The 22,605-nt window shown below is 72.1% G+C and carries 15 protein-coding genes and 1 tRNA gene; 9 read left to right on the top strand and 7 right to left on the bottom strand.

Annotated elements, in window-relative coordinates:
- Positions 1-112: 112 nt before the first annotated feature.
- Positions 113-185 (bottom strand) — tRNA-Arg (locus tag ACIREE_RS32105).
- Between the two features lie 365 nt (positions 186-550).
- Between ACIREE_RS32105 and ACIREE_RS32100 the strand changes: the two genes are divergently transcribed.
- The 8 genes from ACIREE_RS32100 to ACIREE_RS32065 all read left to right on the top strand — a co-directional run bounded on the left by ACIREE_RS32100 (position 551) and on the right by ACIREE_RS32065 (position 10,951).
- Positions 551-2,194, top strand: a complete 1,644-nt coding sequence (locus ACIREE_RS32100) for a dynamin family protein (protein WP_404160004.1) — start codon at positions 551-553, stop codon at positions 2,192-2,194.
- A 5-nt stretch (positions 2,195-2,199) separates the two neighbouring features.
- Positions 2,200-4,044 (top strand): YfjP family GTPase, encoded by a 1,845-nt coding sequence (locus ACIREE_RS32095; protein WP_404160002.1) that lies wholly within the window; start codon positions 2,200-2,202, stop codon positions 4,042-4,044.
- A gap of 97 nt (positions 4,045-4,141) precedes the next feature.
- Positions 4,142-4,615 (top strand): single-stranded DNA-binding protein, encoded by a 474-nt coding sequence (locus tag ACIREE_RS32090; protein ID WP_404160000.1) that lies wholly within the window; start codon positions 4,142-4,144, stop codon positions 4,613-4,615.
- 353 nt (positions 4,616-4,968) lie between these two features.
- Positions 4,969-6,429, top strand: coding sequence for a Cys-Gln thioester bond-forming surface protein (locus ACIREE_RS32085; protein ID WP_404159997.1), 1,461 nt, complete (start codon positions 4,969-4,971; stop codon positions 6,427-6,429).
- 97 nt (positions 6,430-6,526) lie between these two features.
- Complete coding sequence (argG, locus tag ACIREE_RS32080; protein WP_404159994.1) at positions 6,527-7,972, top strand: argininosuccinate synthase; 1,446 nt, start codon at positions 6,527-6,529, stop codon at positions 7,970-7,972.
- A gap of 203 nt (positions 7,973-8,175) precedes the next feature.
- A complete protein-coding gene (gene ettA / locus ACIREE_RS32075; RefSeq protein WP_404159991.1) occupies positions 8,176-9,840 on the top strand; it encodes an energy-dependent translational throttle protein EttA in 1,665 nt (554 codons plus the stop codon).
- On the top strand, positions 9,840-10,259 hold the full coding sequence (locus tag ACIREE_RS32070; RefSeq protein WP_404159988.1) for an acyl-CoA thioesterase: 420 nt from the start codon (positions 9,840-9,842) through the stop codon (positions 10,257-10,259). The genes ettA and ACIREE_RS32070 overlap by 1 nt, the downstream gene beginning before the upstream one ends.
- The gene (locus tag ACIREE_RS32065; protein WP_404159986.1) at positions 10,256-10,951 is read left to right on the top strand and encodes a hypothetical protein; all 696 of its coding nucleotides are present in this window, start codon (positions 10,256-10,258) and stop codon (positions 10,949-10,951) included. The genes ACIREE_RS32070 and ACIREE_RS32065 overlap by 4 nt, the downstream gene beginning before the upstream one ends.
- A 112-nt stretch (positions 10,952-11,063) precedes the next feature.
- On the opposite strand, the gene ACIREE_RS32060 is transcribed toward ACIREE_RS32065, so the two are convergent.
- The 4 genes from ACIREE_RS32060 to ACIREE_RS32045 all read right to left on the bottom strand — a co-directional run bounded on the left by ACIREE_RS32060 (position 11,064) and on the right by ACIREE_RS32045 (position 18,688).
- Positions 11,064-12,026, bottom strand: a complete 963-nt coding sequence (locus ACIREE_RS32060) for an ABC transporter ATP-binding protein (RefSeq protein WP_404159983.1) — start codon at positions 12,024-12,026, stop codon at positions 11,064-11,066.
- A 46-nt stretch (positions 12,027-12,072) separates the two neighbouring features.
- On the bottom strand, positions 12,073-14,793 hold the full coding sequence (locus ACIREE_RS32055; protein WP_404159981.1) for an FtsX-like permease family protein: 2,721 nt from the start codon (positions 14,791-14,793) through the stop codon (positions 12,073-12,075).
- 1 nt (position 14,794) lies between these two features.
- Positions 14,795-18,118: an FtsX-like permease family protein gene (locus ACIREE_RS32050; RefSeq protein WP_404159978.1), complete on the bottom strand. Its 3,324-nt coding sequence runs from the start codon at positions 18,116-18,118 to the stop codon at positions 14,795-14,797.
- A 165-nt stretch (positions 18,119-18,283) separates the two neighbouring features.
- Positions 18,284-18,688: a globin gene (locus ACIREE_RS32045; RefSeq protein WP_404159975.1), complete on the bottom strand. Its 405-nt coding sequence runs from the start codon at positions 18,686-18,688 to the stop codon at positions 18,284-18,286.
- A gap of 104 nt (positions 18,689-18,792) precedes the next feature.
- Between ACIREE_RS32045 and ACIREE_RS32040 the strand changes: the two genes are divergently transcribed.
- The gene (locus ACIREE_RS32040; RefSeq protein WP_404159972.1) at positions 18,793-19,794 is read left to right on the top strand and encodes a methyltransferase domain-containing protein; all 1,002 of its coding nucleotides are present in this window, start codon (positions 18,793-18,795) and stop codon (positions 19,792-19,794) included.
- 45 nt (positions 19,795-19,839) lie between these two features.
- On the opposite strand, the gene ACIREE_RS32035 is transcribed toward ACIREE_RS32040, so the two are convergent.
- Positions 19,840-21,084 carry an FHA domain-containing protein gene (locus ACIREE_RS32035; protein ID WP_404159969.1) on the bottom strand — a complete coding sequence of 415 codons (1,245 nt, stop codon included), beginning with the start codon at positions 21,082-21,084 and terminating at the stop codon, positions 19,840-19,842.
- 99 nt (positions 21,085-21,183) lie between these two features.
- A complete protein-coding gene (locus tag ACIREE_RS32030; protein ID WP_404159966.1) occupies positions 21,184-22,536 on the bottom strand; it encodes a VWA domain-containing protein in 1,353 nt (450 codons plus the stop codon).
- Positions 22,537-22,605 lie beyond the last annotated feature (69 nt).

Here is a 22,605-nt window from a genome sequence, read left to right as displayed (position 1 = left end):
GCTGACAGCCGGACAGTCCCGCTGCCTCCCCTTGATCGTCGGGGAAGTGCGTGTCACACGGCTAGGCCCTTGACCAGCAAAAACGCCCTCCCGAAGGAGGGCTGAGGAAAGGCGCCCCCGGCAGGACTCGAACCTGCGGCCAAGCGCTTAGAAGGCGCCTGCTCTATCCACTGAGCTACGGGGGCCGGTGTATGGCCGGTGGCTTGGACCGGACATGGGGGAGATCCGTGACCTTGCCGGGGACAAGGATAGGGCTCCCGGGTCCCGGACCTTGCTGCTTCGCCTCCGTGGAGCTATGTGGAGGTTCCGTGAAGCGGTCCTGATAATCGCAGGCAGGTACGAATCGTGCATCGCTTTTGGCGTCTCACGCCCCGGGTGTTGTGCACTCGTTATGCCTGCGCCCCCTGCCTCCCCTTCCGTCCCGCTGTGTGCTTCCTGTGCCATATCGGGCACCTTGTTCAGGGTCTCGTGCCTGCCGACTGGTGCCTTATCGGCGCGCAGAGGTGGTCATATGCTTCAGAAAGGCTCCAAAATTGGGCATTCTTCGCATGTGGTGACCTTGGACGTACGGCCCCAGCTGCTCGACGCACTTACCGCCCTGCGCGACCGTGTCGCCGCCGCGCGCTTCCCGCTCCCCCTCGCGGGGGCACCACGGGCGCGCGCCAATCGCGGTGAGCTGCTCGCTCAGCTCGACGACTATTTGGTGCCCCGGCTGCGGGCCCCCGAAGCGCCGCTGCTCGCGGTGATCGGCGGCTCCACCGGGGCAGGCAAGTCGACCCTGGTGAACTCCCTCGTGGGGCGGGTGGTCAGCGAGGCGGGCGTGCTGCGGCCGACGACACGTACGCCCGTACTCGTCTGCCATCCCGACGACCACCACTGGTTCTCCGGAATGCGGGTACTGCCCGACCTCACGCGCGTGTGGGTGCCCCGTCAGGCGGACGACGAGGACAGCGGCGTACCGGACGAGGACGACGCGCTCGCGCCCCTCCTGGAGGACGGGGAGCGGGCGCTGCGGGTGGAGACCGCGGGGACGATGCCACGCGGGCTCGCCCTGTTGGACGCGCCGGACGTCGACTCGCTCGTCGCCGAGAACCGTCTCCTTGCCGCCCGGCTGATCAACGCCGCCGACGTGTGGGTCATGGTCACCACCGCATCCCGGTACGCCGACGCCGTGCCGTGGCATCTGCTGCGTACCGCCAAGGAACACGACGCCTCCCTGGTCACCGTGCTCGACCGCGTACCGCATCAGGTCCTCGCCGAAGTGTCGCGACAGTACGGCGCGCTGCTCACCAAGGCCGGACTCGGCGAAGTGCCCCGGTTCACCGTGCCCGAGCTTCCCGAGTCCACGGGCGACGGCGGGCTGCTGCCGGCCACCGCCGTCGCGCCGCTGCGGGCCTGGCTCACCCATCGCGCCCAGGACCCGGACGCTCGCGCCCTCGCCATGACCCGCACCGCCCGGGGCGTCCTCGACTCGCTGCGAAGCCGGATGCCGGAGCTGGCCGCGTCCGTCGCCGCCCAGTACTCATCCGCGGTCCGGCTCACCGCCGCCGTCGAGGACGCGTACGAGAGCGAGCACGCGCGCGTAGTCACCAGGCTGCAAGGAGGCGCCGTACTTACCGGGGACGCTTTGAAGCGGTGGCGGAGTTATCCGTTGGACTGTTCGGCGGGTGAGCTGCTCGACGCGCTCGTCGAGAGTCTGGGCGCTCTTCTGTTGTGTGCGGTGACCGCTGCTGACGAGCGGATCGACGAAGCATGGCGCCGGGAGCCGGGGAGCGGCGCTCCCGAGCTGGCCGGGCGCGACCCCGAGTTGGAGAGCGCCGAGCACCGGATCGGGATGGCCGTACGGCGTTGGCGGCGGGTGCTCGAGGAGTACGCCGAGGACGAAGTACGGGCCGTCGGCGACACACAGGGCTCGACGCCGCCCGATCCCGAGGTCGTCGCCGCGCTCGTGGCCACCGCCCTGCTCGGCGGGCGGCGGGCCGCCGCCGCGGGCGAGAACCTCGCCGAGCGGATCGGAGCGCAGGCCGCACTGGGCCTGCGCGACAGCGGCGGCCGGCTGCTGAGCGAGTACCTGGACACCGTCCTCGGCGCGGAGCGTGAACGCCGGCTCGCGCCGATGGACACGCTCGGCGTCGGCCCCGAACCCCAGGCCGAGCTGATCGCGGCCCTGTCACTGCTGCAGAAGGAGAGGTGAGGGCGGTGACCGCCGTCACGGATCACGCCGATCACTCGGATCATGCCGATCGCGCGGATCGTGCAGATCACAGCGAACGGGCCGGTTACACCGAACGGGCCGATCGCACCGAACGGGCCGAGCCCTGGGACGACGGGCTCATCGCGCGCCGTGCCGGAGGGCTGCCGGTCGAGGCGCTGGAGACGGGGCCGATGAGCCCGGCAACGTACGACGCACCACCAGAAGGGGAGCTCAAGCAGCGGCTCGACTCGCTGCGCGAACTCGTCGGGCTGTCCCGTACGCGGCTCGACGGATCGACGCTCGCCGAGGCCGGGCGCGTACTGGACGAGGCGGCCGCCCGGCGGCGGCTCTCCGCACGGCACACCGTCGTCGCCGTCGCGGGAGCGACCGGGAGCGGCAAGTCGACCCTGTTCAACGCCCTGGCCGGTGTGCCGCTCTCGGAGACCGGGCTGCGCCGGCCCACCACCTCCGCGCCGATCGCGTGCAGCTGGACGGACGGCGCGGCGGGACTGCTCGACCGGCTGGGCATTCCGGGACGCTCGCGACGGCGGCCGCTGCAGGGGCAGCACGGTGACGCGGCCCTGGACGGCCTCGTCCTCGTCGACCTGCCCGACCACGACTCCGCGGCGCCCGCGCACCGCCAACAGGTCGATCGGGTGCTCGCCCTGGTGGACGCCGTGATCTGGGTCGTCGACCCGGAGAAGTACGCCGACGCCATGCTGCACGAGCGGTACCTGCGGCCTATGGCGGGCCACGCCGAGGTCATGTTCGTCGTCCTCAACCAGATCGACCGGCTGCCCGGGGACGCCGCCGAGCAGGTCCTCGACGATCTGCGGCGACTACTGGACGAGGACGGCATCGCGCTCGGCGAGCACGGGGAGCCCGGGGCCACCGTGCTGCCGCTGTCCGCCCTGACCGGCGAGGGGGTCGGTGAACTGCGCGACTGCCTCGACCAGTTCACGGCCGAGCGGGGGGCCGCTGCCCGCAGGATCGCCGCCGACATCGACGCCGCCGCCGACCAATTGCGGCCCGTGTACGCGGTGGGGCGGCAGACCGGGCTGAGCGAGGCGGCGCGCGAGGAATTCGCCGACCGGCTCGCCGACGCGGTGGGCGCCGCCGCCGCGGGGCAGGCCGCCGAACGCGCCTGGTCCCGCGGAGCCAACAAGGCGTGCGGCACCCCCTGGCTCAGGCTCTGGCGCTGGTACGAGGCTCAGCGCAGCCTCACGTCACCGGCCGCTGCCCCCTTGGTGCCTGCCGACGAGGAGGCCACGGCGCGCCAGCGCGTCGAGCACGCGGTACGCGCGGTCGGCGACGCCGCCGCGACGGGACTGCCCGCAGCGTGGGGGCAGGCCGTGCGGGAGGCCGCCGCGCGGGGTTCGGAGGGGCTGCCGGAGGCGCTGGACGAGCTGGCCGTGGAGGCCGACTCGCGGGAGGGGAGCGGCAGTCGGGCCTCCTCGGTGCCGTACGGCAGCGGTGCCGGGCGGCCGCCGCGGCCCGGGTGGTGGCCGGTCGCCGTGCTGCTGCAGGTGACGATGACGGTGCTTCAGGTACTGGGCGGACTGTGGCTGTTGGGCCAGATCGTGGGCGTCTTCCCACCGAACCTGGGTGTGCCCGTGCTGATGATGCTGACCGGGATCGTGGGCGGTCCGTGCGTCGAGTGGTCCTGCCGGTTGGCGGCGAAGGGGCCGGCGCGGAGGTACGGCCACGAGGCGGAACGGCGCCTGCGGGACGCGGCCGCGGCGTGCGGCAGGGCGCGGGTGCTCGACCCCGTCGCGGCGGAGCTGCTGCGGTACCGGGAGGTGCGGGAGCAGTACGTACGGGTGGCCGGGTTTTCCACAACCGGCCGGTAGGACACAGGCGTCGGCGCGGTTCGTGGCGCCGGGGCAGTCTGGGATCGCGGCTCGGGGAGGGCTCGGGCCGCGATGCGGACGGGGAGGGACGTACGACATGAACGAGACGCTGCTGACTGTGGTGGGGAACGTCGCGACGACACCGGTGTACCGGGAGCTGCCGTCAGGGCCGGTGGCACGGTTCCGGCTCGCGGTGACCCCACGCCGCTTCGACGCGGTGCAGAACACATGGGTGGACGGGCACACCAACTTCTTCACGGTGTGGGCCAAAGGGCCGCTCGGCGCGAATGTGCAGGGCTCGGTGTCGATCGGTGAACCGGTCATCGTGCAGGGCCGGTTGAAGGTGCGGGACGAGGAGCGGGGCGGCCAGCACTGGACGTCGGCAGACATTCAGGCCACGGCGGTCGGGCACGACCTGTCGCGCGGTACGTCGGCGTTCCGCAGGGCCGCCAGAAGGGCGGCGGCGGACGCGGACGGTCGACAGGACAAGCTGCAGGGCGGGCGGCAGGACGGGCCGCAACAGGCCAAGGACGAGCCGTCGTTCGAGATCGAGCCGGAGCCGGTGGGGTGAGCGGCGAGGGACGAGCGGTGAGCGGCACCGGTAACCGAGCGTCCGGACTCCGGGTGACCGAGCGTCCGGACTCCGGGTGACGGATAACGGGTGACGCGTGACCGTTGAGGGGGTGCCCGAAGTGCGGCTTATCGACGACTGCGTGCCGGTGATTTGTCGATAAGCCCAGCTCGGAGGCGGCGTCGGCGATAACGATTGCGATTCGGATCGGTTGCCGGGGCGCAGCTCTGGGGATCGTGATGGGCTGCGTCCCTAGGATGCCGGGCGTGGCTCTATGGGCTGCAGGGGCTTCGAGAGTCTCAGGGGGCTTCAAAAGACTCATTGATTCTGTCGGCGGGACACCACCCCCCCCTATGTGTCAGAGCGTCCTGCCTGAAGGGAATTGCGTGTTTTCTGTGTTCTCACGGGCCGGGCGCCGTCGGCGAGGCGCCGCTCGCCTTGCCGCGGCGACCTTGATGTCGGGACTCGTGGTGGCCGGGGCGATATCCGGTACCGGACCGGCCTTCGCGGACGACGGCACCAAGGAGCCGGGCGGCGCGAGCGCCACGATAGGCGGCCTGGAGACGTACGGGGCGGCCGTGATCCACGACGGCGGGCAGGACGAGCAGGTCTCCGCGGGGCTGTTCCGGATGACCGTCGAGGGCGGTGGGATGTTGCAGACGTACTGCATCGACATCCACAACCCGACCCAGACGGACGCCAAGTACCAGGAGACGCCCTGGAGCGGCACGTCACTGAGCGGCAACGCGGACGCGGGCCGGATCCGCTGGATCCTGCAGAACTCGTACCCCCAGGTCAATGACCTCGCCGCGCTCGCCCGCAAGGCCGGCGCGGGCAGCCTCACCGAGCAGGACGCCGCGGCCGGCACGCAGGTCGCCATCTGGCGCTACTCGGACAAGGCCGACGTGGACGCCGTGAGCCCCGCCGCCGAGAAGCTTGCGGACTATCTGCACAAGAGCGCTGAGGGCCTCGCTGAGCCGGGAGCCTCGTTGACCCTGTCGCCGGGGGCCGTCTCCGGGCGTCCGGGCGAGCGGCTGGGCCCGGTCACCGTGCACACGAACGCGGACGCCGTCTCGGTGACCCCGCCCGCCGAGGCCGCCGCGGACGGCGTGACGGTCGTCGACAAGGACGGCAAGCCGGTGACCGCCGCCGCCGACGGCAGCCAGATCTTCTTCGACGTGCCCGAGGACGCCTCCGCGGGTTCCGCCGCGCTGACCGTGCAGGCGTCGACGACCGTGCCGGTCGGCCGGGCCTTCACCTCCGAGACGCGCAGCCAGACGCAGATCCTCGCGGGCTCCAGCGAGTCCATGGTCTCGGCGACCGCTACGGCGAACTGGGCGAAGGCGGGGGCGGTACCTGCGCTGTCCGCGCGGAAGAACTGCGCGAAGAGCGGGGTGGACATCACCGCGGTGAACCAGGGCGACAAGCCGTTCACCTTCACGCTGATGGGCGAGGAGTACACGACCGCCGCCGGGGCCTCGCGGACGGTGACGATCCCGCTCCAGGAGGACCAGGCGTACGACTTCACGATCAAGGGGCCGCACGGCTTCGAGAAGCGGCTGCGCGGGGTCCTTGACTGCCGGACGGTGGCCGACGCGGCCGCCGCCTCCGCCGACGACGGGCTGACCACGCAGACGACGACACAGCCGAGCCCGGCGTCCGTCGGCGGCACCGGTGCCGGCCAGGACCTCGCCGAGACGGGCAGTTCCAACGCGACGCCCGTGATCGCGGGCATCGCCATCGTGCTGGTCCTGATCGGCGGAGCCTCCGTCTTCCTGGTCCGTAAGAAGAAGACGCCGACCGACGGCGAGTGAGCCCGTTCCCCTCCCGTCGGCGGTGCGTACGGCTGTCCGGCGGGATGGGACGCACATCACCTTTGCATGATCATGCGTGATGATGCATACTCTTCCTATGTCCAAGGTCCTCACCTCTCTTCCCGTCGGCGAGCGCGTCGGCATCGCCTTCTCGGGTGGCCTCGACACCTCTGTCGCGGTCGCGTGGATGCGTGACAAGGGCGCCGTCCCCTGCACCTATACGGCGAACATCGGCCAGTACGACGAGCCCGACATCGACTCGGTCCCGGGCCGTGCGCAGGCCTATGGCGCCGAAGTCGCCCGCCTGGTCGACTGCCGTGAGGCGCTCGTCGAGGAAGGGCTCGCCGCGCTCACCTGCGGGGCGTTCCACATCCGCTCGGGTGGTCGCGCCTACTTCAACACCACGCCGCTGGGCCGCGCCGTCACCGGCACGCTCCTGGTCCGGGCGATGCTCGAGGACGACGTCCAGATCTGGGGCGACGGCTCGACGTACAAGGGCAACGACATCGAGCGGTTCTACCGCTACGGCCTGCTCGCCAACCCGAACCTGCGGATCTACAAGCCGTGGCTCGACGCGGGCTTCGTGGCCGAGCTGGGTGGCCGCAAGGAGATGTCGGAGTGGCTGGTCGCCCATGACCTGCCCTACCGGGACTCCACGGAGAAGGCGTACTCCACCGACGCCAACATCTGGGGCGCCACCCACGAGGCGAAGATCCTCGAGCACCTCGACACGGGTGTGGAGACGGTCGAGCCCATCATGGGCGTCCGCTTCTGGGACCCGTCGGTCGAGATCGCCACCGAGGACGTCACGATCGGCTTCGAGCAGGGCCGCCCGGTGACCATCAACGGCAAGGAGTTCGCCTCCGCCGTCGACCTGGTGATGGAGGCCAACGCCATCGGCGGCCGCCACGGCATGGGCATGTCCGACCAGATCGAGAACCGGATCATCGAGGCCAAGAGCCGCGGCATCTACGAGGCGCCGGGCATGGCCGTCCTCCACGCCGCGTACGAGCGCCTGGTGAACGCGATCCACAACGAGGACACCCTCGCCCAGTACCACAACGAGGGCCGGCGTCTCGGCCGTCTGATGTACGAGGGCCGCTGGCTGGACCCGCAGGCCCTGATGGTCCGCGAGTCGCTGCAGCGCTGGGTCGGCGCCGCCGTCACCGGTGAGGTCACCCTGCGGCTGCGGCGCGGCGAGGACTACTCGCTCCTCGACACGACCGGCCCGGCGTTCAGCTACCACCCGGACAAGCTGTCCATGGAGCGCACCGAGGACTCGGCGTTCGGCCCGGTGGACCGGATCGGCCAGCTCACCATGCGCAACCTCGACATCGCCGACTCGCGCGCCAAGCTGGAGCAGTACGCCGGCCTGGGCCTCATCGGCACCGCCAACCCGGCGATCGGCGCAGCGCAGGCCGCCGCGACCGGCCTCATCGGCACCATGCCGGAGGGCGGCGCCGAGGCCATCGCCTCCCGCGGCGACATCTCCGACGACGCGGAGCTGCTGGACCGGGCCGCGATGGAGTTCGGCACGGACTGACAGCCCGACGTACCCGACAGGCCGGCCCGGCGCCCTCGCGGCGCCGGGCCGGCCTGCGTAACCCCCAGTTCAGGGCCACCCAGTGATACGGGTTTCCTCCCAGCGCTGGCCATGCGGCAAGATGGGGTGTATCTGCCCTCACGCGGTGGAGCCGCATCATGCGGGTCCCGCGTTGCCACACTTCGACTGCCGGACGGTTTCTCTTGGCTGAGTTCATCTACACCATGCGCAAGACGCGCAAGGCGCACGGCGACAAGGTGATCCTCGATGACGTCACCTTGGACTTCATGCCGGGGGCGAAGATCGGCGTCGTCGGTCCGAACGGTGCGGGTAAGTCGACCGTTCTGAAGATCATGGCGGGCCTTGAGCAGCCGTCGAACGGTGACGCCTACCTCCTGCCTGGTTTCAGCGTCGGCATCCTCATGCAGGAGCCGAAGCTCGACGAGTCGAAGACGGTCCTGGAGAACGTGCAGGACGGCGCCGCCGAGATCATGGGCAAGCTCAAGCGGTTCAACGAGGTCGCCGAGCTCATGGCCACCGATTACAGCGACGCGCTCATGGAAGAGATGGGCAAGCTCCAGGAGGACCTCGACCACGGCAACGCGTGGGACCTGGACGGTCAGCTGGAGCAGGCCATGGACGCGCTGGGCTGCCCGCCCGGCGACTGGAGTGTCACCAACCTCTCCGGTGGTGAGAAGCGGCGTGTGGCGCTCTGCAAGCTGCTGATCGAGGCGCCCGACCTGCTCCTCCTCGACGAGCCCACCAACCACCTCGACGCCGAGTCGGTGAACTGGCTGGAGCAGCACCTGGCCCAGTACGCGGGCGCCGTCGTGGCCGTCACCCACGACCGGTACTTCCTGGACAACGTCGCCGAGTGGATTCTCGAGCTCGACCGCGGGCGGGCCATCCCCTACCAGGGCAACTACTCCACGTACCTGTCGAAGAAGTCCGAGCGCCTCAAGGTCGAGGGCAAGAAGGACGAGAAGCGGCAGAAGCGCCTCAAGGAAGAGCTGGAGTGGGTCCGCTCCAACGCCAAGGGGCGCCAGGTCAAGTCCAAGTCGCGCCTCGCCCGTTACGAGGAGATGGCGGCCGAGGCCGACAAGATGCGGAAGCTGGACTTCGAGGAGATCCAGATCCCGCCGGGCCCGCGCCTGGGCAGCATCGTCGTCGAGGTCGAGCACCTCAGCAAGGCGTTCGGCGACAAGGTCCTGATCGACGACCTCAGCTTCACGCTGCCGCGTAACGGCATCGTGGGTGTCATCGGTCCGAACGGTGCCGGCAAGACCACCCTGTTCAAGATGATCCAGGGGCTTGAGACGCCGGACTCCGGTGCGATCAAGGTCGGCGACACCGTCAAGATCAGTTACGTCGACCAGAACCGCGCCAACATCGATCCCAAGAAGACGCTGTGGGCCGTGGTGTCGGATGAGCTCGACTACATCAATGTCGGGCAGGTGGAGATGCCTTCGCGTGCGTACGTCTCCGCCTTCGGCTTCAAGGGGCCCGACCAGCAGAAGCCCGCAGGTGTTCTGTCGGGTGGTGAGCGCAACCGGCTCAACCTCGCGCTCACCCTCAAGCAGGGCGGCAACCTGCTGCTCCTCGACGAACCGACGAACGACCTCGACGTCGAGACCCTGAGCAGCCTCGAGAACGCGCTGCTGGAGTTCCCGGGCTGCGCCGTGGTCGTCTCTCACGACCGGTGGTTCCTGGACCGGGTCGCCACGCACATCCTCGCGTACGAGGGTGACTCCAAGTGGTTCTGGTTCGAGGGCAACTTCGACTCGTACGAGAAGAACAAGATCGAGCGGCTCGGTGCCGACGCGGCCCGTCCGCACCGCGCCACCTACAAGAAGCTGACCCGCGGCTGATGGCTCGCCACGTATACGCCTGCCCCCTGCGCTGGGCGGACATGGACGCGTACGGCCACGTGAACAACGTGGTCTTCCTCCGGTATTTGGAGGAAGCTCGTATTGATTTCCTGTTCCGACCGGACAAGGACTTCCAGCAGGGGTCCGTCGTGGCGCGCCATGAGATCGACTACAAGCGGCAGTTGGTCCACCGGCACGCGCCGGTGGACATCGAGATGTGGGTGACGCAGATAAGGGCGGCGTCGTTCACGCTCGCCTACGAGGTCAAGGACCCGGACCAGGTGTACGTCCGGGCCTCGACGGTGATCGTGCCGTTCGACTTCGAGGCGCAGCGGCCGCGCCGGATCACCGCGGACGAGCGGGAGTTCCTGGAGGAGTACCGGGACGAGAGCGGTGACGCGGGGGCGCTCGCCGCATGAGCGCGCCCGTGCTGTATTTCGCCGATGCCGGGGAGGCGGCGGATCTCGCCGCCTTCCTGGGCCGGTTGCTGCACTACGACAAGGCGGCCGCCGTACGCCTCCAGGCGCAGGCCGGCGGGCAGGCGCTCGCCGTGTTCGGGCGGCCGCCGTCGTTCGAGGTGCTGGCGATCCGTACGGCACGGCTGCTGAAGCCGTACGAGAACGGGATCGATGACGTGCTCGACGCGACCGTGTCGGCCGGGGAGCTGCTCGAATCGGTCGATGAGGGTGCGTCGACGGCCTCGGTCCCTGGTGCCGTCACCGGGCCGCCGTGGGCCGGGGTGCTGCCGCCGCGCGGCGGGTGGGAGCGGGTCTCCGGCTTCCCCGGCGCGGAGGCGCTGCGCGGCCTTGTGAAGGTCGCCGTAGGTGAATTCCGGTCGCGCGTCGAGGAGTTGGCGCCCGAGGAGCGGACCCGGGCCGGGCTCGACCGGATCGGCCGCGACATCTGGTCCCGGGAGATCGGCGGCAGCGGGGTGCCGGTGCGTCTGGCGCACGCGGCGGCCTCGCTCGGGTTCCTCCGGGGCGACCTCGTCGATCTGCTGGCGGCCGGGGCGTGGGCACGGCTGCGCACTCCGTACGGCTCCGTGGCCCTGCGGCGCGGCACCATCGGAGCGGGCGGCGGACTCGGCGGGCTCATGGTCACGCCGACCTGAGGCGGGCTCATGGTCACGCCGACCTGAGGCGGGCTCATGGTCACGCCGACCTGAGGCGGGCTCATGGTCACGCCGACCTGAACAGCCGTGGGCCGGTCATGGATCAGCCGTGTCAGCGCTCCTGGTCGTCCGGCCGGATCTGGATGTGGTCCTCCTCCAGTTCCAGCATGACGCGGTCCCGCATGCCCAGTGACTCCGTGTATTCCAAGGGGAGTTGGAGTCGTCCCGCGCGGTCCAGCATCGCGTACTCGCGCGAGATCAGGGACTCCTGGCCTGTCGTCGCGTCGACGTGGGTGCGGCGGAGCACCTCCGTCGACGTACGGCCGTCGCGGATGGCGACCGTGCGGCGCACCTCGGAGGCGACCGCCTGGTCGTGCGTGACGATGACGACGGTCGTGCCCAACTCCTCGTTGGCCGTGCGGAAAGCGGCGAAGATCTGCTCGCCGGTGTGCGAGTCGAGCTCGCCGGTGGGCTCGTCGGCGAGGAGCACCTTGGGCTCGTTGGCGAGGGCCACGGCGATGGCGACGCGCTGCTGCTGGCCGCCGGACATCTGCTGCGGGCGGCGGTCGCGGCAGTCGGCCACGCCGAGGAGAGCCAGGAGCTCCGTGGCCCGCTCCGTCTTTCTGGCTCGGGGTGTCTTTCCGCGCAACTGCATGGGCAGTGCCACGTTCTGAGTCGCCGTCAGGTACGGGATCAGGTTGCGGGCCGTCTGCTGCCAGACGAAGGCGACGGCCTCGCGGCGGTAGCGGAGGCGTTCCTTGGCGCCCATCGTGAGCAGGTCGTGGCCGGCGACCTTGGCGGCGCCCGCGGTCGGTTCGTCCAGGCCCGCCAGGATGTTCATCAGCGTCGACTTACCGCTGCCCGACGCGCCCACCAGGGCCATCAACTCGCCTTCCTGGACGAGGAGATCGAGGCCCTGGAGGGCCTGGACCTCGACACCGTCCGTCGTGAAGACGCGGACCAGACGGTCGCAGCTGATCAGGGCGGAGTGGCCGTAGGCCGGGCGGTCCCGGTGGGCCGACGCCCGCGCCTCCAGCTCGGCGAGGGACGGGGTGCCGGTGTGTTCGGTCGTCATGAGGTGGCCGTCTCCCGGAGGGTCGGTTCGATCTCGGATTCGTGCTTCACGTCACCTCACCCGCTCTCAACTCCCGTACGGAGCCCAGCCGTCCGGCCCACCACGCCTGCAGCGAGGCCACCCCCACCGCGAGCACCACCACACACACCGCGGGCAGTACCAGCGACAGCGGATCGGTGGTCAGGTGGGCCGTCGCGCCGCCCGCCGCGTCGGCCAGGGCCAGGCCGGTGAGGTCGAGGCCGGGGGAGAGGAGGCGGACCGCGGCCCAGCCGGTCAGGGCGCCGCCCGCCGCGGCGAGCAGGGCCTGCGGCAGCGCCTCCAGGATCAGCAGGCGGCGGGCCTGGCGGCGGGTGAGGCCCATGGTGCGCAGCCGGGCCAGGAGCGCGAGACGTTCCGGGGCGGCCGTGGCCAGGGCGAGGAGCAGGGCCAGGGCCGCGAAGCCCGCGCCCGCGGTGACTGCCGCGACGTAGATGCCGGTGGCGCCGGTCTGCAGCGGGGTGTCGACGTAGCGGGCGCGTTCGACGGCGCGCACGCGCACGGTCCGGTCCGGGCCCGCCGCCTTGTGCAGGGCGTCCGCATCGATGGCGGCCCCGCCGAGCAGCAGCGTCGTGGGGCGGTTCGGGGCGCCGGTCGCGCGGGCGAGTGCCGCGGCGTCGACGATCAGGAAGTCCTCGGAGAGGGCGGGCGTCGTGGTGCGGACGGTCGCCGCCCGCAGTGCCACGTTCTCGCCGTTCATCCACAGGTCCAGGCGGCCGCCCGCGAACAGTGCGGCCATGGACGGCGAGACCAGGGCGGGGATCGTGCCGTCGGCCGCCGTCGGCTTCAACTCGCCCGCGGGGAAAGCCCCGAGTCCGGTCTGGCGGGCCAGGCGCGCGTACGCGGCCGGGTCGACCGCGGCGAGCGGCAGCCGGCGGGTGCCGTCCCTGACCTCGGCGTCCTCGTGGATCGTGGCGGGGACGACGGTGTCGACGCCGGGCGTCTCGCGGATCCGGGAGACGAGCGCGGCAGGCAGTGGCCCGTCGCCGTCGACGCGGGCGTCCGCGCCGGTCGCGAGGAGCGCCGCGTGGTCGCGGGTGCTGTCGATCCCGGCGAGGACGCTGCCGCCGAACGCCGCCGTCGTCAGCGCCGTGAGCAGCGCGAGCAGCGGCAGTACGGTCGTGCTCGCGCCCGCCCTGGCCCGCGCGGCGCGGGCGAGCGACAGATGGCCGACGGCGCCGCGCAGCCGCCCGGTGGGCCCCACGAGGCGGCGCAGGGGCAGCGGATAGACGCGTACGAGGACGAACGCGGCCACCACGCCGACGAGCACGGGTGCGAGCGCGACGAGACTGTCGCCGCCGTCCGTGGCGCCGCGGCGGCGCAGCGCCACGACGGCGCCGACGGCCAGTACCAGGACGGTCAGTTCGATGACCGTGCGGCGGGCGGACGGGCGGGCCGTGGCCACGTCGTCGCGGGCGCCGTGCAGCCGTGCCCGGCGGTGGGCGGCCAGCGCGCGCACCGGGAGCGCGGCGCACGCCACGACCACCACGGCGCCGGCCGCGCACGCGGCCTGCGCCCAGCGGCCGCCCGGCACGAGCGTGAGCGCGAGCAGGCAGCCGAGCGCACCGGCCGGAGCGGCGAGCACGGCCGTCTCGGCGAGCAGCCGCCCGCCGATGCCGCGCAGCGAACCGCCGCGTGCGCGCAGCAGGGCGAGTTCGGTGCGCCGCCGGTCCGCGGCGAGGCCGCCCGCCATGAGCAGTACGACGCAGGCGACGGTCCCCGCGCCGTATGCGGCGACCGACACCACGGGGGTGATGCTGGAGCGCGCCCCTTCGAAACGGGTGATCACGTCGTCGAGCCCGCTGGAGACGTCCGTGGACGTGTTGCCCGTCGCCTGCCGTACTTTCCGCAGCCCGGGCCCGTCCGAGGTGTACGCCAGCCCCGCCTTGAGGTCCGGTAGGCGGCGGGCCGTGAACGCCGAGGTGTCCGGGGCCATCTGCCAGTACTGCTCGACCGGCCCCGTCAGGATGAGCGCGGGTGCGGCGGCCGGGTTCAGCAGCAGGGCACCGGACCACGAGTGCAAGGGCGGTACGTCCGCGGAGCTGTGCAGGGTGGGTGTCCGCAGCAGTGGTGTGGCCGACCAGTACGCGCCCGAGGGGTTCTCGGGGTCGACAACTCCCGTGATGTGTACGGAGATCAGCCGCGCGTCGGTCCTTGATATGCGAATGACAGAGCCGGGTTCGATGTGCAGGGCGCGCGCGGTCGCCCGGGTCACGGCGGCCTCCACCCGGGTGTCCGTGTAGGCGGCGCCGGGCATCCTGCCCGCCGTCACTTTCGCGTGCTCGGCGAGCCCGTGCTGCGCGTACATCGTGAACTGCGCGGGCAACCCGTCCGGTTGGGGCAGCCAGTCGTCCCACCTGGCGGGCAACCCCTCCGCCAGGGTGCGCAGCCCGTACGACGACTCGCGCGGATCCGCGACGAACGGCTCCCGCAGAGACGCGGCGATCTTCCGGTAGGCGGCCTCCGTGAAGGTGTCCGTGAGGCTCATGTCCCGCGTGCCGAGCGGGAGTTCGACGCCGGTCGAGGTGACGTCCAGGATCATCCGGCTCGGCGCCTCTTCGGTGACGGCCTGCCGGAGCCCCTTGTCCTCGTAGCGGTCCACGGCCCGTGGGAACACGGCGGCCAGGCACGAGGTGAGCAGCACCAGCAGGAACAGCGCGGCCGCCGCCCCCGGCGCGGCCCGCAGCCGGGTGCGCACCCAGGGCGCCACGGCCTTCGTCGCAGCGGCCATCTCACTCGCCTCCCTGGATGCGCAGCGTGATGGCGGCGCGCGGCGGCCTGCGCAGTGCGAGAGCCGCCGTGATGAGTACGGGCGTGACGGCCACGCCCGCGAGAAGCAACGCCACCTGATGCAGGGGGAGTCGGACGAGCACGTCGGGTACGGGCCGGGTCGCGTCGCCGGTCAGCACGATCAACGGCACCACCGCCCGGGTCAGGAACGTGCCGAGCCCGGCCCCCACGAGAAGCGCCAGCGTCACGAGAACGGACTGCTCGGCGGCGACGAGCCGGGCGAGGCGGCGGCGCGAGGCGCCGAGCGCGCCCAGGATCGCGAACTCGGAGCGCCGCTCGCGCAGCGACCCCGCCGTGTTCACCGCGAAGCCGACCGCCGCAAGGAGGGCCGCGACGAGGGCCGCCGCGGCCAGCGCCGACTGGGGGCCCGCGCCGAGCGGGTCGTCGCGCAACTGGTCGCCGGTCTCCGCGCGCACCACGACCTGCGACGGGTCCGTGTCGGGGCGGTCCCGCAGCGCCGCCGCCACCCTCGCGTCGGCGCCCGGGGCGGTGGACAGCCACCACTCGTTCGGGGCGACCGGGTCGGTGGTGCTGTCCGGGTCGGTGCCGTCACCGGTGAGGACCCGGTTGAGGTCACGCAGGTCGAGCAGGAGCGCGCCGCCGTCCTTCGTCCCGGCGGAACCGGAGCCGCCGGGGCCGGCGCTGTCGGAGTCGGAGTTCTGGCCCGTCGCGGTCGCGCCGGCCTCGGGGCCCGTGGTCGGCAACGCCCGGACGCTGCCCACGATGCGCACCCGCACGGTCGCGTTGGCCACTTCCACGTCGATGCGCTGCCCGACCCGCGCACCCGACGACGTGAGATAGCGGTCGGTGGCGACCGCGGCGATCTCCTTGACCTCGGGGCGGGTGACGTCGAGGCGGATGTCCAGGCTGGACGGGGCGCCGTAACCGGTATCCGGCGGCACGAACCCGGTGCCGTACACCACCGCCACCGTTCCGTCCGGCCGGGACGAGGTGATCTCCGGCGCGGTCGGCGCGGCGTCGGCGCCCCCCGACTCGGTGCCGTGTCCCACCATCGACGTGACCCACCGCACGTCCTTGTGCTCCAACTTCCGCTCGGCGCCGCCCTGTTCGGTCGCGCCGACACTCTCCAGGGCGATGCGGTGCCGCGCGCCCTTGCCGACGCGCAGATCCGTCTCGAAGTCGAGTCCCGTCACGGTGAGCGGGCCGGCCGCCGCGCCCAGGTCCAGGCCGAGGCGGTGGCCCCTGCCGTCCAGCGGGAGATCGCCGAGCCCCAGCCGGTACGTGAGCCCGTACCGGTCCTGGAGCGTCACGGAGACGGTGGTGATCTCGTCGGGGCCGATACTGCCCGTGCCGTCCACGTTCGTGGCACGCAACGCGAATTCGGCGCGTGCGGCGTGCGCGGGAAGCCGGATGCCCGGGGCCGCCTTCGACTTCGGCGTGACCGATGCGACGACCTGCCGTGGTGAGGAGTCCGTGAGGTCGTCGCGCAGCAGGAGGTCGTCCTTGATGTGCGCGGTGTCGAGCGCGAGCACCGTGGCCGTCCGGCCGCCGCTGAGCGGCACCGACTGCCGGTAGCCGGGTGCCGCGTCGCGCACCCCGGGCACCTGCGCGTACCGCGCGACCTGGTCCATGCCGGGCTCCGTCGCGAGGACGCGGACCGGCGCGCCGGAGCGGAAGTCGGCCTGGTCCTCCTGCGAGCGGTCCCACGAAGCGCCCTGCCCGATCGCCAACATGCCCATGGCGACGGCCAGTACGAGCAGCAGCACAGGACCGGCGCCGCGCATCGGGCGACGGCTGAACTGCCAGCCCGCCAGCGCCGCGGGCAGCCCGCGCCCGCCTGCCGCCCACCGCTCCGCGAGCCTCGCCACCGGCGGCAGCAGCCGCAGCGTCAGCACGGTGCCGGCGAGCAGCGCGAGCGCCGGGGCCACCACCAGGAGCGGGTCGATGCCGAGGCGGCCCCCGCGGTCGGTGCTGATCGCGCCCGCACCCTCCGTCTGCCGGTCCAGCTGCCAGTACGCGACACCGGCGATGACGAGCAGCCCCACATCCGCCCCGACCCGTAGCGGCGCGGGCAGCGCCCTGGCCCGGCCGCGCGCCGGTGCCTGCGAGGTCAGCGTGGGTACCGTCACCGCGAGCGCGCAGCCCACCGCGACGACCCCGCCGGTCAGCCACGCCGCGCCGCCCGCGTCGATATCGAGTCGCAGCCCGATCCGCGACAGGGCGCCTTGCGCGGCGACGAGCCGGGTCAGCGGAGCCGCGAGCAGTGGCGCGCACACCGCGGCGGGCAGCGCGAGGAGCAGCGACTCGGCCGCCGCGAGCCCGGTGATCCGGGCGCGGGAGCCGCCGCGGGCCCGGAGCGTCCAGGTCTCACCGGCCCGTTCGGCGCTCAGCAGCCGCGCCACGAGGAGCAGCGTGTATCCGGCGAGCAGCACCAGTTGCAGCGCCACGATCAGCAGCGTCGAGCGTGCCACGAGCAGTGCCCGCTCCGCCCGGTCGAGCACGTCGGGCAGTGCGGTGCCGACCGCGGTCGTGCCCGCGAGGGCCTTGCTGTGCAGGAGTTCCTGGGTGCCGGCGCGGGCGGCGTCACGCAGCGCGTCGATCCGTCCTGCGGTCATGGTCCGGAAGTCCGCGGACGCCAGCCACGCCGACTGCCCGTCGCTGACCTTGCCGCCCGTCACCACCGACGGGTCCGCGAGCAGCGGCCCGTACGTCGTGAAGCTCAGCTTGCGCACCCCGCGCCCGCCCAGCTCGTCGAGTGTCCAGTACGGGGCCTGCGGGCGCGCCGGGCGCCAGACGCCGGTCAGCTCGACGGTGACCGCGGGGCCGCCGAGCCGGTCGGCGAGCGTGAGGCGGTCGCCCGGCTTCAGCTTCAACTGCTGCGCGGCGACCACCGGGAGCGCCGCCTCGATCACCGGGCCGTGCGGCGCCCGGGGCAGCCGGCCCGCGGTGACCTTCACCTCCGAGGGCTCGATCGCCGCGAACCTCGTCAGGTCCGGCTGCTTGCCGCGCGGGGTGTGCGGCAGGCCGTACGGGCCGGACGCGATCAGTGACTCACGGCGTACGGGCAGCCCGTCGAAGGTGTGCCGCGCGCCCTTGTCGAGGGCGGCGATGGCTGCTTCCCGCCCCTCGGCCGGTACGTCGGCGCGGACCACGAGCGCGGTCGTCGCCGCGTCCCGGGTGCGCAGCGCGTGCCGCAGCGAGGCGTCGCCGATCGCCCCGGAGAACGCGCTGAGCATGGCGAGCACCGATGTCGTCAGCAGCACGGCGAGCACCGCCGCGGTCAGCAACAGGCGATGCGCCCGCACACGTAGGAGGACAAAACCCCACACCTCTGCCGCCCCCGCATTCCCCTGCCACGCCCAACGCCCCCGAAAGTCTGTCCGGATGTTGTCAGAAGAGGCAGGGGTTGGGGAAGAGGTCTGGACCGGATACCGGGGCGGGGTGCCCGTTGAGCGGTGTCCCGGCGGGCGTCAGCCCTCCGTGTTCACCATCGACGCGGCCGCGTACGTCAGGTAGTTCCACAGCGTCCGCTCGTGCTCGTCGGAGAGCCCGAGCTCGTCCACCGCGTCCCGCATGTGCTTCAGCCACGCGTCGTGCGCCGCCCGGTTCACCTGGAACGGGGCGTGCCGCATCCGCAGGCGCGGATGGCCCCGGTTGTCGCTGTACGTGCGCGGGCCGCCCCAGTACTGCATGAGGAACAGGGCGAACCGCTCCTCGGCGGGGCCCAGGTCCTCCTCCGGGTACATGGGACGCAGCAGCGGGTCCTGTGCGACGCCCACGTAGAAGCGGTGCACGAGGCGGCGGAAGGTCTCCTCGCCGCCCACCTGCTCGTAGAACGTCTGCTCCTGAAGCGTGTCGCGCGGGATCTCAGTCACGCCTCCATGGTCTCAGACAGGGTGACCTAGGACTTGGGACTCAGGACCCTGCCGGTCGTGACGAGGGGCTCGCCGATCCGGCGTCCGCGCAGCACAGTGGACATATGGCCGCAGAGCACGTCGAAGGACCCGGTGACCTTGAACTGCTCGCCGCACGGGCGCGGGCCGCGCTCGTACGGGAGATCGCGGAGAGCGGTGCGTGGGACGAAAACTACGCGGACGCGCAGTGGCGCGAGGCGTTCGCGCACGTACCGCGCCACCTTTTCGTGCCGTACTACTTCGTCGGCGTCACCGGCGGCTACGAACGGCTGTGGGGCGAGCATCCCGACCCCGAGCGGCGACAGCGCTGGCTGCGCGGCGCCTACGCGGACCAGCCGCTGGCGACCCGGCTGCGCGACGGCGAGCTGATCTCCTCCAGCAGCCAGCCGTCCCTGATGGCCCAGATGCTGGTCGACCTGGACGTACGCGACGGGGACCGGGTCCTGGAGATCGGCGCGGGCACCGGCTACAACGCGGCGCTGCTCGCGCACCGGCTCGGCGACGAACGCGTCACGACCGTCGACCTCGACCCCGAGATCACCGAAGCGGCACGGTCGCACCTCACCGCCGCCGGGTACCGGCCGGCCGTCGTCACCGGGGACGGGGCGCGCGGATGTCCGGAGCGGGCCCCCTACGACCGGATCATGGCGACGTGCGCGCTGCGCTCGGTGCCCGTGGCCTGGCTCGCGCAGTGCCGTCCCGGGGCCCGGATCCTCGCGCCGCTGTCGACCGGGCTGCTGATGCTGACCGTGCGGGACGCGGCGTACGCCGAGGGGCGGTTCCTGCACACCCCGGCGTACTTCGTCGCGCTGCGCGGCGACACCGAAGGGGCTGCGCCCGTGCAGCACATCGGGGGGCTGCCGCGGCGGGTGCTCCAGGACGAACTCTTCCGGTTCCTGCTCACGCTTACCGCCGGCGCGATGGATCCGCACGAGGCGATGGCGTTGTGGCAGCGGGAGGAGCGGCCGGCGCGGGAACGGTTCGGGGTGACGGTGTCCGGGGGACAGGAGTGGGCGTGGCTGGATGATCCGGAGGGGCCGTATGTGTGGGCTTTGAGAGGTGTGTAGTGCCAGCCCCCGCCGGCCCGCGGACGGGCGTACGGCCGTGGGGGCTCAACCCCGGTGGATCGTGATCGTGGTCCAGGCCCCCACATGCACCCGGTCACCATCCTGCAGCGGGACCGGGACGAACGGCTGGATCGGTTCTTCGCCGCCGTTGACGGTCGTGCCGTTCGTCGAGTTCTGGTCGACGACCGCCCACGTGCCGTCCGGCTGCTGCACCAGCACCGCGTGCGAGTGCGAGACGCCCGGGTCCTCCGGCGGCACCGACAGGTCGACGTCGGGGGTGTCACCGGTCGAGTGGCGGCGGCGGCCGATCGTGATCTGGTTGCCGACGAGCTGACGCCGCTGCTCCGGCGAGTACGCGGGCAGGTTCAGGCCCGACGCCTCGGGACCGCTGCGGTGCATCATCGCCATGAAGTACTCGCGGTCGGGACCGATCGTCGCCGACCAGCTCACGGGGCCCTGCGGCTGCTGCGGCTGCTGGGGTTGCTGCGTGTACTGCTGCTGCTGAGGCGGCTGCTGCTGGTAGGGCGGCGCGGTCGCCGACGGTGATGACGACGACGGTGGCGAGATCACCCAGTCGTCCCCGTTCGTCCCGCCGGGGCCTCCGCCGAACGACGGCTGCGAGGGGTTCGAGGGGTGCGTCGGGGCAGGCGGCGGAGGCGGGGGCCCCTGCGGGGACTGGGGGCGGGCGAAGTCCGGGTACGGCGGCGGCGAGGGCGGACCCGGCTGGGTCGGCGCGGGCGCCTGCGGCTGCTGCTGGAACGCCTGGGGGACGCCGCCCCCCGTCCCGTTCGGCCCCGGCGGGAACGGCGACGGGCCCGAGGGCTCACCGCCGAAGGGACTCGGCGGGATCGGCTCGGCGGGCCGGTTCATCTGCGAGGGGCGCGAGCCCTGGTACTCGTACGGGTCGCGGCCCTGCGGCGGCTGCTGCTGGAAGCGCTGCGGCGCCGGGTTCTGCCCCTGCGGACCACCGGGGCCACCAGGACCGCCCGTATTGGGCAGCGGCGGGTTCGGGGCCGCCGGGGTGTACGACGTCGCGGTGTTCGTGAGGAAGTTCCAGCGGCACTCCTCGCAGAACGGGGCACCGCCCTCACGCGGCGTACGGCACTGCGGGCACAGCTCGGGCGCTCCGCCCAGGCCTCCCGACATCTGCGACGCGGCAGGCCCGGGGTAGCCGTAACCGGCGGCCGGGGGCGGCGGAGGGGGCGGGGGCACGGCACCGGTCATGCGGTGACCGCAGACCTCGCACCAGTCGTCGGAACCCGACTGGTGTCCGTTCGGGCAGGTCGGCATGTCGGCGCTTCCCCCTCTCCTTCGTACGTACTCGTACGTCAATCTGAGCTGTTGGTACTGCTTCTGCGTCTGCTACTGCTGTTACTGCCGCTACTGCTGTTACTTCTTCACGCGAACCGTCTTGGTGGACCGGGTCTCGAGAGTCATCTCGTCGGCCTCCGCGACCTTCGCCTTCAATCGAACAGTACCTTCCGCGGCATCGACCACGTCCACCACCTTCGAAAGCAGTTTCGCCGTATCGGCGTTCCCGGAAAGCGCCGCGAGCTGCACCGCACGGCCCAGTTTCGCGGTCGCCCCGTCCGCGTCGCCCGCCTTGCGCGCGTCCAGGCCCTGCTGGATGACCTGGGCCAGTTCGGCCTGGCCCGTGTAGTGCGCGACCTGCGGGTTGATCGACGTAGAGGCTGCCATGTCGTCCGTCCACACCGCGCGGACGAGCCCCTGCGAGAGGGTCTGCGCCGAGCCGTCCGGCTGCGGGATCACCAGGGAGACGCGGGCGGCGAGCATCTCCTGGCCGAGGTCGGCGTTCGGGACCTGGACGCACACGTGGTAGTCGCGGGACTCGTCGCCCCACGAGCCCGTCGGGTAGTCGCCCGCACGGGGCCCTGCCTCGGTGCGGCGTTCGGTCAACTCCCCGACGGTGGGCGCCACTTGCTTCACGAACTTGATCTCGGAGCCGAGCGGGGTCCACAGCCGCAGGGCGACGTCGGCGACCTCCTTGCCCATCGCCGTCTCCATCATCAGGGTGAAGTCGGACGCCAGGTGCGCCGGGTCGGCGACGATGTCGGCGGTGCCGAGCAGCGCCGAGGCGACCGCCGTGACCTCCTTCACCTCCCAGTCCGTGCCGACGCCGCGGGCGTCGCAGGTGAAGCGGCCCGCGCAGGCGTCCAGCGTCGTCCGCAGATCCTCCGGGGACTCGTGCTCGTTGCGTCCGTCGGTGAGCAGGATGCCGTGGCGCACCGCCGAGGAGGGTACGTCGGCGGCGGCGAGGAGGCGGTCGGCCAGGCGCAGCCAGGTGCCGATCGCGGTGCCGCCGCCCGCGGAGAGTTTGCGCAGCGCCTGCCGGGCCTGCTCCCGGGTGCTCGGCGAGGCGACGGCGAGCCGCCCGGCGCCCGGATAGACCTCTTTGGCGACGTGCGTGCCCGCGATCACCGCGAAGTGCACCCCGTCGCGCAGCGCGTCGATCGCCGCGCCCGAGGCGTCCCGGGCGCCCCGCATCTTGGTCGGCGGGTAGTCCATCGAGCCGGAGCAGTCCACCATCAGCACCACCGCGGCGTCCGTGCCGCCGCCCGCGCCGTACGGGTACGGGGCGCCCGCGGCGGTGCCGACGGTGCCGCCGCCGGTGGAGGTCACGGTGACGATCGCGTTGACCTCGCGGCCGCCCTCGGGCAGGAACTCGTTCTGATAGACCTCGACCGAGAACTGCGGGACGTTCGACTTCGAGAAGTTGGCCATGGTGACAAGTCCCCCCTGAACAAGACCCACTGTGACGTTCGACACGAGCCGGACGAGCCGGACGACATC

This window comes from Streptomyces sp. NPDC102467 (assembly GCF_044765445.1).
Taxonomy (GTDB): Bacteria; Actinomycetota; Actinomycetes; order Streptomycetales; family Streptomycetaceae; genus Streptomyces.
Note: the sequence above shows the minus strand (reverse complement) of the source record. Positions and strands in the feature narration are given on the sequence as shown.